The organism is Pseudomonas sp. FP818, assembly GCF_030687335.1.
Lineage (GTDB): Bacteria > Pseudomonadota > Gammaproteobacteria > Pseudomonadales > Pseudomonadaceae > Aquipseudomonas > Aquipseudomonas shahriarae.
Genome location: NZ_CP117427.1, coordinates 4,008,489 through 4,020,655, shown reverse-complemented (window position 1 = coordinate 4,020,655; position 12,167 = coordinate 4,008,489). Strand labels below are relative to the sequence as shown.

General features: G+C 56.2%; 12 protein-coding genes and 1 tRNA gene. 9 read left to right on the top strand and 4 right to left on the bottom strand.

What is annotated here, in order from left to right; translation table 11 throughout:
• The first annotated feature begins 21 nt into the window (after positions 1-21).
• From PSH80_RS18150 to PSH80_RS18130, 5 genes are all read left to right on the top strand, one after another.
• Entirely contained in the window at positions 22-2,652 is a 2,631-nt protein-coding gene (locus PSH80_RS18150) for a fimbrial biogenesis usher protein (RefSeq protein ID WP_305417809.1), read from the top strand.
• A 110-nt stretch (positions 2,653-2,762) separates the two neighbouring features.
• Positions 2,763-3,653, top strand: coding sequence for a fimbrial protein (locus PSH80_RS18145; protein ID WP_164844808.1), 891 nt, complete (start codon positions 2,763-2,765; stop codon positions 3,651-3,653).
• A 12-nt stretch (positions 3,654-3,665) separates the two neighbouring features.
• On the top strand, positions 3,666-4,199 hold the full coding sequence (locus tag PSH80_RS18140; protein ID WP_305417806.1) for a fimbrial protein: 534 nt from the start codon (positions 3,666-3,668) through the stop codon (positions 4,197-4,199).
• An 879-nt stretch (positions 4,200-5,078) separates the two neighbouring features.
• On the top strand, positions 5,079-5,237 hold the full coding sequence (locus tag PSH80_RS18135; protein ID WP_162947751.1) for a hypothetical protein: 159 nt from the start codon (positions 5,079-5,081) through the stop codon (positions 5,235-5,237).
• A gap of 201 nt (positions 5,238-5,438) precedes the next feature.
• Positions 5,439-6,065, top strand: a complete 627-nt coding sequence (locus PSH80_RS18130; protein WP_057960259.1) for a response regulator transcription factor — start codon at positions 5,439-5,441, stop codon at positions 6,063-6,065.
• 212 nt (positions 6,066-6,277) lie between these two features.
• Here the strand turns inward: PSH80_RS18130 and PSH80_RS18125 are convergent, their stop codons facing one another.
• On the bottom strand, positions 6,278-6,832 hold the full coding sequence (locus PSH80_RS18125; protein WP_081044290.1) for a ParA family protein: 555 nt from the start codon (positions 6,830-6,832) through the stop codon (positions 6,278-6,280).
• An 87-nt stretch (positions 6,833-6,919) separates the two neighbouring features.
• Positions 6,920-6,995 (bottom strand) — tRNA-Asn (locus PSH80_RS18120).
• A gap of 134 nt (positions 6,996-7,129) precedes the next feature.
• On the opposite strand from PSH80_RS18120, the gene PSH80_RS18115 reads away from it, so the two are divergent.
• Positions 7,130-7,624, top strand: a complete 495-nt coding sequence (locus PSH80_RS18115) for a hypothetical protein (RefSeq protein WP_162947750.1) — start codon at positions 7,130-7,132, stop codon at positions 7,622-7,624.
• On the opposite strand, the gene mug is transcribed toward PSH80_RS18115, so the two are convergent.
• Positions 7,540-8,112, bottom strand: a complete 573-nt coding sequence (gene mug / locus PSH80_RS18110; RefSeq protein ID WP_305417803.1) for a G/U mismatch-specific DNA glycosylase — start codon at positions 8,110-8,112, stop codon at positions 7,540-7,542. The two genes, PSH80_RS18115 and mug, sit on opposite strands and share 85 nt — an antisense overlap.
• Positions 8,105-8,977 carry a LysR substrate-binding domain-containing protein gene (locus tag PSH80_RS18105; RefSeq protein ID WP_057438570.1) on the bottom strand — a complete coding sequence of 291 codons (873 nt, stop codon included), beginning with the start codon at positions 8,975-8,977 and terminating at the stop codon, positions 8,105-8,107. Before PSH80_RS18105 ends, mug begins: the two co-directional genes overlap by 8 nt.
• Positions 8,978-9,112: 135 nt before the next feature.
• Here PSH80_RS18105 and PSH80_RS18100 point away from each other — a divergent pair, with 135 nt between their 5' ends.
• The 3 genes from PSH80_RS18100 to PSH80_RS18090 are packed head-to-tail and all read left to right on the top strand — an operon-like array spanning position 9,113 to position 12,165.
• Positions 9,113-10,165, top strand: coding sequence for an agmatine/peptidylarginine deiminase (locus PSH80_RS18100; RefSeq protein WP_057960257.1), 1,053 nt, complete (start codon positions 9,113-9,115; stop codon positions 10,163-10,165).
• Positions 10,166-10,169: 4 nt separating this feature from the next.
• On the top strand, positions 10,170-11,078 hold the full coding sequence (gene aguB / locus PSH80_RS18095; protein ID WP_057960256.1) for an N-carbamoylputrescine amidase: 909 nt from the start codon (positions 10,170-10,172) through the stop codon (positions 11,076-11,078).
• A 1-nt stretch (position 11,079) separates the two neighbouring features.
• On the top strand, positions 11,080-12,165 hold the full coding sequence (locus PSH80_RS18090; RefSeq protein WP_057960255.1) for an extracellular solute-binding protein: 1,086 nt from the start codon (positions 11,080-11,082) through the stop codon (positions 12,163-12,165).
• Positions 12,166-12,167: the final 2 nt, after the last annotated feature.

Sequence of the window (12,167 nt, the reverse complement as noted above, 5' to 3'; positions counted from 1 at the left end):
TTCAGGTGCTGGTAGGGGCTTATGCTAACGATTAATCTTAATAAATCTAAGTCTGCTGGCAGTGTTTTTTTTACGGTCAGCTTTTGCATGGCTTGCATTGTCAGTACCGCCACGAAGGCAGAGGAGTTCTTTAACCCGGCCTTTCTGTCTGGTGACCCAAATGCGGTCGCCGACCTTTCGCGTTTCGAAAAAGGTGAAGGGCAGGCTCCGGGCAACTACCGCGTTGAAATCTATTTGAATGATGAATATATGTCCACCCAGAACCTTTCGTTTGGAGCGCGCCATCGTGCATCAGAAGGCGAAGCGCAGTTGGATGACTCCGGGTTGAGTGCCTGCATTACCCGTGAGCATTTGGAGCGTGTGGGTGTGAAAGTTGAATCATTGACCTTGCTGCAAGGCGCTCTGCCGGATAAGTGCATCGATCTGGCGGCAGCCATACCCCAGGCTGGGGCGCGGTTCGACTTTGAAGGTCAGCGTCTGTACATCAGCATCCCACAGGCTGCTCTGAAAAGTAATGCACGGGGCTACGTTTCACCCGATGAGTGGGATCATGGCATTAACGCATTGTTGCTGAACTACAACTTTACCGGCAGCAACACCCGTAACAGTATGGGTGGGGGCAGCGCCAACTACGGTTTTCTGGGGCTGGATAGCGGTGTTAACTTGGGTGCCTGGCGTTTCCGTAACACGTCCAGCTTGATCTACAGCAACGGCTATGGACGCGGCACTAACGAATGGCAGAGCATCAGTACCTATGCGCAACGCACGATTGCACCCCTGAAGTCAGAACTGACGTTAGGTGATAGCTCTACCCCGAGTGACGTTTTCAACGGCTTGGGGTTTCGCGGCGCGCAATTGGCTTCAGATGACAACATGCTGGCGGACAGTTTGCGCGGGTTTGCACCTACCGTGAGAGGGATTGCCAACAGTAATGCCAAAATCACCATCAAACAAAATGGCTATGTCATTTATCAAACCTACGTCGCGCCAGGACCTTTTGAAATTAGTGATCTTTACCCTACCTCCAGCAGCGGGGACTTGAAAGTTACGGTGACCGAAGCTGATAGCTCGGAAAATACTTTCACTGTGGCTTACTCGGGAGTGCCAGTGCTGCAACGTGAAGGGCGGGTAAAGTATGCGCTGACGGTGGGGCAGTATCGCAGTAACACGATAGAACAGGGTAAACCAGGTTTTGGCCAAGGTACTGTTATCTGGGGCGGCCCGCATGGCATCACGCTTTATGGTGGCTCGCAACTCGCCAACAATTACACTGCCTTCGCCGTTGGGTCGGGGGTTAACCTGGGGACATGGGGTGCAGTGTCGGCAGATTTGACCCAGGCGAATAGCGTACTCGCCGATGACAGCCGGCATCAGGGGCAATCGTTGCGCTTTTTGTATGCCAAGTCGCTAAACCAGTTGGGCACAAACTTTCAATTGCTGGGCTATCGCTTTTCAACCCAAGGTTTTTATACGCTGGATGATACCAGTTACCGCCAAATGAGCGGGTACAAGGTGAATGCTCAAGATGGGCCGGTGGAGATAAAACCGACCTACCAGGATTACTTCAACCTCAATTACACCCGCAAAGGCCATACGCAAGTGAGCGTCACCCAGCAATTGGGGAATAAAGGCTCGGTATTCCTGAGCGGCAGCCGTCAGTCCTACTGGAACAGCGACAAAACCGATGATCTATGGCAGTTGGGATATAGCGGCTTTTGGCGCGATATCAATTACAACGTGACGTATAGCTACAATAAAAGCGCGAGCATGGGCGGTTCGGATAACCAGTTATCGTTGAACTTGTCTTTTCCGTTGGGTGACTGGCTGTCCAAGGGCGGCAAGAGCACCGACATTACCAGCTCCCGAAACACGATGTACGGCACTTATTCGGCTAATACCGATACACACGGTCAGATGACCCAGCGTGCAGGTGTAAGTGGTACTGCAACGGCGGATAACAACCTGAATTACAGCGTACAACAAGGTTACGGTGACCAGGGGGGCGCAAGCGGAAGTACGAATCTGCGCTATCAGGGCGGCTATGGCAACGGCTCTGCCGGTTACAGCTACAACCGAAACTACCAGCAAGTCACCGTTGGGCTGAGCGGCGGTTTAGTGGGCCACGCCAACGGCGTGACCTTCAGCCAGCCATTGGGGGATACCAACGTGTTGATCAAGGCGCCAGGCGCCACTGGAGTCAAGATTGAAAACGCGACCGGCGTCAGGACCGACTGGCGCGGCTACGCGGTGATGCCTTATGCAACCACCTATCACACCAATCGAATCGCACTGGACACCACCTCGCTCAAAGACAATGCCGATCTGGACGAACCCGTCATGAACGTAGTGCCTACCCGCGGTGCACTGGTAAGGGCCGAGTTCATCACGCGCGTCGGTGTAAGAGCACTGGTGACTCTGGTGCAAACCAACGGCCAACCTGTGCCGTTCGGTTCTACCGTTGAACGGCAGGACGGCAAAGGCGGCAGCATCGTCGGTGAAAACGGTCAGGTTTATCTGGCGGGCTTGCCGCTCACGGGAGACTTGTCTGTGAGCTGGGGGCCGGGAACACGTCAGGCGTGTCACGCCCGCTATCAGTTACCCAAAAGCAGCGAAGGCAACGTCGTCAGTTACGCCAAAGTAGAGTGCCAGTGATGGTGGGGAGTAGGGTGGTAATCATGTTAAGCAGAGCGATTGGACTGTTGCTAATACTCAGTAGCGTCCCGGCAATGGCCGATTGTACTGGCTGCAATCAAGCAATCAATTTGACGCTGACTGAAACATTGGACAGCCATGCCAATGAGCCAGGGCAAACGAAGATCTCGTCAAACTTTACTGTGAACTCTTTTCAAATGGGCATGGGGGAGGGGCTAAAGAGCATCTCTTTCACAAGATTTAATAATTCTATGCCGCCTTACAACACCGCCCCTGATAACTGGGTTTATCAGCCGGTGGATGATTATCTTGCCGTTGCTGTTCGATTTCGCGGGGTTTGCGGATATTCTTACGCTCCCTTCAATCGGCCAGTTCTTGACACGAGTACCTGTCGGCCTGGTAAGACAGGCGATAAATTCGTAGATACGACTTGGGAAAGCTCAATAAAAATTACGCAAAAGATGGTAGGAGGGGTTTACCGGAAGAATTTGTTATTAGGTACTTGGGGAGCATGTGAGGGGGTATGCAGTGTTCAAAATGTTATTTTTGCAAAAGTGTATTTGAACTATAGCATTACCGTCCCTGAAAATTGCGTGCTCGATACGAATGACCTCGTGACGGTGGATTTTCCCAACAGCATCTCCACTGGAGCGTTCAAAACGGCCGGTGCCAAGGCAGAGGGGGTTAGTCCCGAGGTTCGATCCATTGCCCTGCAGTGCAGCAATATCAAGCAGCAGGCCAGCCTGACGATGCGTGTTCAAGCTGATGACGTCAGTGGCGATGCCATTGTCTCGACTAATCCGGACGTCGGCTTCGTGGTCACCGACAAGAGCGAAAAGCACCTGAGACCGAACTCGTTCAACAGCTTGATTCCATTTAAGCTGGACAACAACGGTAGCGCTAACGTCACCATCAAAGTCTTTCCGGTCAGTGTTACCGGGAAACCACCTGCGGAGGGGCCTGTTACCTCGCGGGCGTATCTTCGGGTTGACTATCAATAACAGGAGGCTGCTATGCGAACATTAAATCGGCAGCTGGGCTTGGGGCTTCTATTGTTGTCCGGCTTTTCGAGCGTGACACAAGCAGAGTTGGCCAGGATTAACTTACTTATAACCGCAAAGTTAGTGGCCGCGAGCTGTGAGGTGAGTGTCGGTTCAGACAATCAGTATGTGTATATGGGCACTTGGGCTGTGCGGCAATCCACCAGTACATTGCCAACAATGCCTGCGGCACGCTTTGTGATTAACCTGGAAAATTGCAACGGTCTGAAGAAGGGTATCTCAGTCACCTTTAGTGGCGTCGCAAACCCGACTGACCCGAGGCTGCTGGCTCTCAGCGGGAACGGCTCGGCGAAAAATGTCGCGATTGCCCTGTTGGATCAGAACCGCACACTCCTGCCACTCGGGCAAACCATCTTAGCGGCGACTGCGCCTGTAAACGGGAGCCGCACTGCCGCGCTGGTATTCTTTAGTCAGTATCGCGCAACCGGCGCGGTGACGCCGGGGAAGGGAGATGCCGACGCAACCTTTAAGTTGACTTATGAGTAGTCGCGGGCGCGTACTGGGGGTGTTGCCTGCGTCGCACTTCTTTTCACGTTTGACGGAGTATGGAGTGCTGGAAGACCTGCTGTTTCAGCCGTTTCATGAACGTGCGGCTCCTGTAGGATCAGGGGTATTGCTTCAATCTTTCACTCAACATTCTTCCCGAGCAACTAGGCCACGAACAGCATAGTAGGGCCATTACTGTCTACACCCTGGCTATATGACGTGCGCGCCAGATAGGTCGACACGGTCGTTGCGCATCCTGATCGTCGACAACTACGCCACGCACAAATATCCATAAGTGAAGGCCAGGCTTGAGAAGCAGAAACGCTTTCACACGGATCTCCAGTTCGTGGATGAGCATGGTTGAACGCTTCTTTCGCTCGCTATGTCTGGATTTCCAAAGAGGAAGATGTTTTGTGCGAGATGCTGCGGGTTCGTGAGGCAATAGTGTTCCAAACATAAAAAATGTTGTTTTTGAGTTCATTTAATTACTGCAGGTGGGCGTAATTGTGCGCTTTTGCTTTAAGTAAGTTGTAAGTTCTTTGTATGGCTTTATAATTCATATGCATTTAATTTGTGGTGCTAGACATTAAAGATGTGTGAGTTTTACTTTTGCATTTGCTATGGCGCAAACAGCTGAGGCATCTCGGGTGATCACGGTGCTGGAGCAAATCAACGAAAAGATAGGGCCGTGGCACGCTGTATTCAGTCGGTGGGTCGGTGGAAGCTAAGCAGGGTATGCGCCGTGAGAGAATGAGTCGGAGCATCGCAGTGCGATTCATTTTTTCAGAGTGTTCCTATATGAAAATCGCGGCAACGACCAGATAATTATTGCTGAAAAAGACAGGAGCCCTCTTATTCGGAGTATTAAAAACTTCACAATTGCAACTGTTCGATGCCACCAATGACAACGTCATCTCGTTGCAGATTACCAACATGACCATGGGCCGGCTTAGCCTGAGCGTTCTTGAACTGGTCAAGATTAGTGATATTGTTGGCAGCGATGTGACTTCGGATAATTCTTTCCCGGCCTACGAGTAATTTGTTGTTCAGGCTGGAGCCCGCTATCCCTATCTTCGATCAACTTTTAGCGGCAGCATCCGTGTGGTATCGCGCACCTGCCAAACTCCGAATGTCGAGTCGGTACGGATGAGCCACGCCAATGGTATATCCACGAATGATGGGTTCTTATCCGTTTAAATCTTTCATACCTATATCGAATAAAATGTCTTAGGAGTACGGATGTATACAGCCTTGGTGGTAGATGATCACCCGTTTATACGCACGGCCGTGGTGATGCTGTTGTCGCAAGAACGGTTTGAGACGGTAGCCGAAACGAATAATGGTGCAGATGCCGTGCAACTGGCTCGCCAGCATCAACCGGATTTAATCGTGCTGGACATTGGCCTTCCAAAACTCGACGGCCTGGAAGTTATCCGCCGCATCAAAGCGTTGAAATTGCCCAGCAAAATCCTGGTACTCACTTCCCAACTGCCGACGTTTTATGCGTCGCGCTGCCGAAGCATGGGGGCCGACGGTTACATCTGTAAAGTGGATGAGCCGCAAAAGTTCCGTGAAGCACTGACGACCGTCATGTCCGGCTATACGGTATTCCCCAGTCTGGAAACGGATTCGGTTCGTCGCGGTGACCAGGACGCCTCCGACCAGCACCTGATCAGTGCATTGTCAAACCGTGAGTTGGTGGTCCTGCAGCAACTGGCCAGAGGCATGAGCAATCTGCAAATCGGCGAGCTCATGCTGTTGAGCAACAAGAATATCAGCGCCTACAAAAAACGTTTGTTAAGCAAGCTCAAACTAACCTCGCAAGTAGGCTTGGCTGACTTCGCCAAACGAAATGCCCTTATCTGAATGAACGCATCTGTTCGTATGGGCATCCGTTCGGCTGTTTACTGATGGCCTGCCTTTGCTGGAGAACCCAGACCGGCAATAGCCCCCGGCTGCTTTCCTGCAGGGCCGTTCCGAGTTGCGAGGCTACCCAGTGAGTTTGTCTGGCAAAGACGGGCAGTGGCTCAGGGAAAACCCTCAACAGGTGTTAGGGGGGGGCGTCCAGTGCAAGTTGGCTACTGTAGTCTGAGTGGTTGTGTCACCGCCCCCAGAGCGGCTAGAGGTTGAAGGTCGCGGTAAAGCTGAAGCATGCCGCGATGAAACTCTCTAGCGGTCAGCATATCTGGAGTGATGGGGGAGATCGCCATGTCGGCACCTAAAAGGGCCATTTCCAGGATGATGGATCGTGCGCCTTGTGTGTCGACCAGTACGAGGTCGAAATCTGGTTCAAACGTCGAGATGAGGTTTTTGAGTCGAAGGCGTCCGTCGGCGGCGTGGAGTAACAGAGTGCCTAGCTGGTTGAAGGGATCATTTGAATGAATCAGGGAAAGGTTGGGTATGCAGGTTTGGGAGATGATCTGATCGCGTCGGGTCTCATTGTTGGCAATCAGCTCGTAGGCGCCGCCAGGTGCTTCATGCGTTAATGCATAAAACGACGATAGCGAGGGCTGATTATCTAGATCAATGAGCAGGGTGCGAAGACCGGAGTCGGCGCAGAACGCGCCTAGACTGGCTGTGACCGTGGTTTTCCCCGGTCCGCCTTTTGTTGAGAGTACTGCAGCGATTTTCATGGCAATGGTCTCTAAAGTGAAGAATCAGAGACGACGCGTAGATTATGCTATGCCTGGATCACCAGCTTGGGTGATCCGATTGAGATATGGCTCCACGACCTGGACTCGAACCAGGGACCCAATGATTAACAGTCATTTGCTCTACCAACTGAGCTATCGCGGAATGCGGCGTATCTTACTGATTGAAAAGGATAAGTCAATCATTTTGTATGATTTTTCAACCTGTGCGTGGCAGGGTGTGGAAACGTTTTACTCTTCGCCGAAATGCTATGGATATTGGGCGTTTAAGGAAAAACCATGAATATCAGCTGGTTGGATTTAGCCTTCGGCGCGGTGGTGGTTATCGGCCAGGGGCTGTCGTTTTGGTTCATGTACTGGCTGTTCAAGAAGCTGCGCAAACCCAAGTCGGTAGCTCCTGCCTATGCCCCCGGTACTGGCATTGATGGCAAGGCGATTCCGGTATTGGCCAGTTTTGTCGGGTTGCGCAGGGTGCCTTGGGTGGCGTTGGCCACCAACAGCCTCAACCCGGTATTTCGTCTTGATGGCCAGCAGATGATTTACCGGGTTTTACGTCAGAAGCAACGGCCGTTGTGCGATGTGTCGCGGGTGGATGTGCGCAGTGCTTATGGCACTTTTAATCTGGTGTTTGAGTTCAGCGACTCGCCGTTCACATTGATCGTGAACCTGGGGAGTGCGTCGCGCATGGCTTATGTGCTGTCGTTGCTGCCACCCAGCATGTCGCTATCTGAACGGGCGCAAGCAGCGCGGCTTCCAGGGAATGCTGCCAAATAGAGCTGCCCATACGCCTGCACCAATTGCTCCAACGTAAATGCCAGATTCCGCCCGCTGGGATTGGGCAGTACCCACACTGCAGCATCCCCCAGTGTCTGCGGTTGCAGCCCCCACGCCACCTCGCGCAGCCCCGACAGCGCGCAATAACCCGCCTTGCCCAGGAACGCCACATAGCGCGGTGCATAACGGCGGATCTTGAGTTCAAACCCGTCGGCCGCCGCCTTGAATTCATCCCGCGACAATTGATCGGCCCGCGCCGTTGGCCGTTCCACGACGGTCGTCAGCCCGCAGTGGTACTGCAGCAGCGTCCGGTCATTCTCAGGTAGCACTTGATGCGCAGTGAACCCGGCCAGGTGCAAGGTGCGCCAGAAGCGGTTGCCACGCCCGGCAAAGTGATGGCCCTGCGCGGCCGCCAGCAGGCCCGGATTGATCCCGCAAAAAATCACCGCCAGGCGCTCGGCCAGGATGTCCTCCAGTCCTTCACTCATGTGCGGCACCCTGTGCCAGGTTGTCCAGTAACCACTGGCTGAAGCTGCGCGCCAGTGGGTCGCTTTCGCTGTCGCGGTGGGTCAGCAAGGCCCAGTTGGGGCCGCGAATGGTGGCGTCGACCAAGGGGTGCAGCAGGCCATTTTCGCGTGCGTGCTGGCTCAGTAACTGGCTGACCAGTGCGATCCCCAGGCCACCGCAGGCCGCGTCCAGCAGCAGGCCGGGGTCGGAAAAATTCAGCCCCTGGTCCTGCTGGCCGACATCAATCCCGGCTTCCACCGCCCAATGGCTCCAATCCATTTCCCGCTCGCCATGCAGGGTGGTGCGTTGCTCGCGGGGCAGGGCCAGTACGCTGGGGTGGGCGGCGGGATACAGGCGGTCGGTATGCAGCACTTTGAAGCTGCACTCGGCCTGGGCGCTGATGTCATCGCGCACGGCGAGGTCGATGGTCTGGGTGGCCATGTCGGGTACTTCGTCGGTGCTGAACAGCCACAAATCCACGTCCGGGTGGTGCCGGCGGAAGTCGGCCAGACGCGGCAGCAGCCAGTGGCGAGCAAAGGCTGGGGTGGTGTTGAGCACCAGTTGATTGGCCTTGCGGTACTGCCCCAGCCGGCGCACACCCACGGACAACTGCTGTAACAGGGCCTGGGTGGTGCTGAGGAAATCATGGCCGGCATCGGTCAGGGCGACGCTGCGCCCGTTGCGAAAGAACAGCGGCTGTTCCAGGTACGCTTCCAGGCTACGGATCTGCTGGCTGATGGCCGATTGGGTCAGGTGCAGTTCGTTGGCAGCCTTGTGAAAACTGCCCAGCCGCGCCGCCGCTTCAAAGCCGCGCAGTGCCCCAAGGGGCGGCCAGTGTTTAAGCATGCTGATAAGTTTTTCTAATCATTTATCTGCAAAATCCATCGTTTGTTTGGCGGTTTGGCCAAACGTAGCATGGATCCCCATAGCGTGTACGCCGTTTTTGGTGAACACAAAGGCTTAACTCAGAAGGGGGTTGTCATGCTGCAGAACGAGATGCCACACAGCGGCTGGAGGATGCCGGCGGAATGGGCCAGGCATGCTGCGACCTGGATGGTCTGGCCCCATAACCAGGCGCTCTGGGAGTCGGGATGGCGCGTAACGCTGGCCCAGGTGCAGGCGGATTTTGCCCGGGTCGCCAATGCCATCGCGCGGTTCGAGCCGGTGAAGCTGGTGGTTGACCCTTCTGCACTCGACACGGCCAAAGCCCTGTGCGGCCCCAACATTGAACTGATCACGCTGGCGGTCAACGACAGTTGGTGCCGCGACTCCGGCCCCAGCTTTATTGGCCACCCGCAATTGGGCCTGGCCGGTGTGAGCTGGCGTTTTAACGCGTGGGGCGGCAAGTCAGCCTATGACCTGGATGAAAGCCTCGCTCGGCGCACCCTCAACCACTTGGGCCTGCCGTGCTTTGGCACGCCGTTGAGCAATGAAGGCGGGGCGATTCATGTGGACGGTGAGGGCACGTTGATCACCACCGAGTCGGTGTTGCTCAACCCCAATCGCAACCCGGGCATGAGCAAGGCCGAAATGGAGGCGATCTTTGCGCGCTGGCTTGGGGTGACAAAAACCATCTGGTTGCCAGGCGACCCGCAGCATGTCACCGGGGATGTGACCGATGGCCATGTCGATGGCGTGTGCGCCTTTGCCCGCCCCGGCGTGCTGCTGGTAGATGCCACGCACGACCAGGGTTCGGTGTACGCCGAGGTCGCACGGGAAAACCGCCGCGCCCTGGAATTGGCCACCGATGCCAAGGGCCGCCGGTTCGAGTTGATCGAACTCTTTGAGGCCAGCGAGGCGGTGGATACCGACGCCGAGGTGTTTTGCGCCTCCTACACCAACTTCTATATTGCCAACGGCGCGATCATCATGCCCGCCTATGGCATCGCGGCGGACCAGGTGGCTGCCGATGTGCTGGCCCAGGTATTCCCGGATCGTGTGGTGGTGCCGGTGCGCATCAACCACCTGGCCCATGGCGGCGGCGGTGTGCATTGCATCACCCAGCAGCAGCCAGCCTGGCCGGTAAAGGAGTGATGCCATGCGCCAGCTGACCATTGCCACCACCCAGATGCCCTGCACCTGGAACCTGCAACACAACCTTGATCAGGCCGAACAACGGGTGCGTGAAGCGGCGGCCCAGGGCGCGCAGGTCATCCTGCTGCAAGAGCTGTTCGCCACGCCGTATTTTTGCATCGAACAACAACACAAGCACCTGGCCTTGGCTGAAGAGTACCGCCACAGCGCGGTGCTCAAGCGCTTCGCCGCGCTGGCCAGGGAGTTGGGGGTAGTGCTGCCGCTGAGCTGGTTCGAAAAGGCCGGCAACGCCTACTTCAATTCACTGAGTGTGGCCGATGCCGACGGGCAACTGCTGGGGGTATATCGCAAGACCCATATCCCCAACGCTATTGGCTATCAAGAGAAGGAATACTTCAGCCCCGGCGACACCGGCTTCAAGGTCTGGGACACCGCGTTCGGCCGCCTCGGCGTGGGCATCTGCTGGGACCAGTGGTTCCCCGAGACCGCGCGTTGCCTGGCGTTGCTGGGCGCCGAGGTGTTGCTGTTTCCCACTGCCATCGGCTCCGAACCGGGTTGTGCCAGCCTGGACTCCCGTGATCACTGGCAGATGACCATGCGCGGGCATGCCGCCGCCAATCTGCTGCCGGTGGTGGCGGCCAATCGTGTCGGTCGGGAAGTGGCGAGCAGCGACTCAACCTTGCAGATGGAGTTCTACGGCTCGTCATTTATCTGCAACCACAAAGGCGCGCTGCTGGCCGAGGCCGACCGCGCCGGCAGCGGTGTGCTGCTCCAGTGCCTGGACCTGGCGGCCATGGCCGAAGAACGCCTGACCTGGGGCATCTACCGCGACCGCCGCCCTGACATGTATGGCGGTTTACTGACCCAGGACGGTCGCCACCTGCATCCACGCTGGCAGACCCAAGGGGTATGACATGAAGCTGATCCACTGCACCCTGGCCCTGAGCATCGTCATCCCGACGGTACAGGCCGATGAAAAGATCCTGCGCCTGTACAACTGGGCCGACTATTTTGCCGAGGACACCCTGGCGCGCTTTACTGCCGAAACCGGGATCCAGGTGATCTATGACGTGATGGATGGCAGCGAAACGCTGGAGGCCAAGCTGATGGCCGGTGGCAGTGGTTATGACCTGATCTTCCCGGGCGATACGGTGGGCGAGCGCTTGATGCGCGCCGGCAGCCTGCAGCCACTGGATCCGGCAAAACTTGAGGCGCTGGAGGATATCGAGCCGGGCCTGCAACAACTGCGCAGCCATTACCGCACGTCCAATCAGGCCACAGTGCCCTATACCTGGGGCACGATTGGCCTGACCTATAACACCGAGCAAATCCTACAGCGCTTGCCGAATGCGCCGGTCAATAGCCTGGACCTGTTATTCAAGCCGGAACTGGCTCGCCAATTTGCCGATTGCGGCATCTCGCTGATCGACTCGCCCGACGAAGTACTGGCCGTGGCGCTGATCTACCTGGGGCGCGAACCGCGCAGTGCCAAGCCTGAGGACCTGGCTGCGGCCAGCGCCCTGTTGCTCAAACTGCGGCCGTATATCCGCAAGTTTCAGTCGCAACCGGTGACTGACCTGGTCAATGGCAACCTGTGCCTGTCCCTGGGCTACAGCGGCGACATGACCCAGGCGCAGCGGGCGGCGGATGCGGCGGGTAAAAAGGCGCGCTTCCAATACCACATCCCCCGCGAGGGCACGACGGTGTGGATGGACACCATGGCCATCCCCGTGGATGCTCGGCATCCGGAATACGCCTACGCGTTTATCAACTTTGTCATGCGCCCAGAGAACATGGCGGCCATCAGCAATTTCACCGGCTACCCCACGGCCAATGCCAAGGCCCGCGCCAGCGTCGATCTCGCCATGGGCAACAACCCGGACATTTACCCGGACGACGCCACCTTCAAACGACTGGTGGCCGGGCAGGATATTCCCCAGGCCGATATGCGCGCACGCATGCGGGTTTGGACTAAGTTCAAGACGGCTATCGGTCAATGACG

Excerpts from the sequence above, each read along its gene's own strand:
- PSH80_RS18150 (WP_305417809.1), top strand. The coding sequence starts at position 22 with ATGCTAACGATTAATCTTAATAAATCTAAGTCTGCTGGCAGTGTTTTT.
- PSH80_RS18140 (WP_305417806.1), top strand. The coding sequence starts at position 3,666 with ATGCGAACATTAAATCGGCAGCTGGGCTTGGGGCTTCTATTGTTGTCC.
- PSH80_RS18130 (WP_057960259.1), top strand. The coding sequence starts at position 5,439 with ATGTATACAGCCTTGGTGGTAGATGATCACCCGTTTATACGCACGGCC.
- PSH80_RS18125 (WP_081044290.1), bottom strand. The coding sequence starts at position 6,832 with ATGAAAATCGCTGCAGTACTCTCAACAAAAGGCGGACCGGGGAAAACC.
- PSH80_RS18115 (WP_162947750.1), top strand. The coding sequence starts at position 7,130 with ATGAATATCAGCTGGTTGGATTTAGCCTTCGGCGCGGTGGTGGTTATC.
- mug (WP_305417803.1), bottom strand. The coding sequence starts at position 8,112 with ATGAGTGAAGGACTGGAGGACATCCTGGCCGAGCGCCTGGCGGTGATT.
- PSH80_RS18105 (WP_057438570.1), bottom strand. The coding sequence starts at position 8,977 with ATGCTTAAACACTGGCCGCCCCTTGGGGCACTGCGCGGCTTTGAAGCG.
- PSH80_RS18100 (WP_057960257.1), top strand. The coding sequence starts at position 9,113 with ATGCTGCAGAACGAGATGCCACACAGCGGCTGGAGGATGCCGGCGGAA.
- aguB (WP_057960256.1), top strand. The coding sequence starts at position 10,170 with ATGCGCCAGCTGACCATTGCCACCACCCAGATGCCCTGCACCTGGAAC.
- PSH80_RS18090 (WP_057960255.1), top strand. The coding sequence starts at position 11,080 with ATGAAGCTGATCCACTGCACCCTGGCCCTGAGCATCGTCATCCCGACG.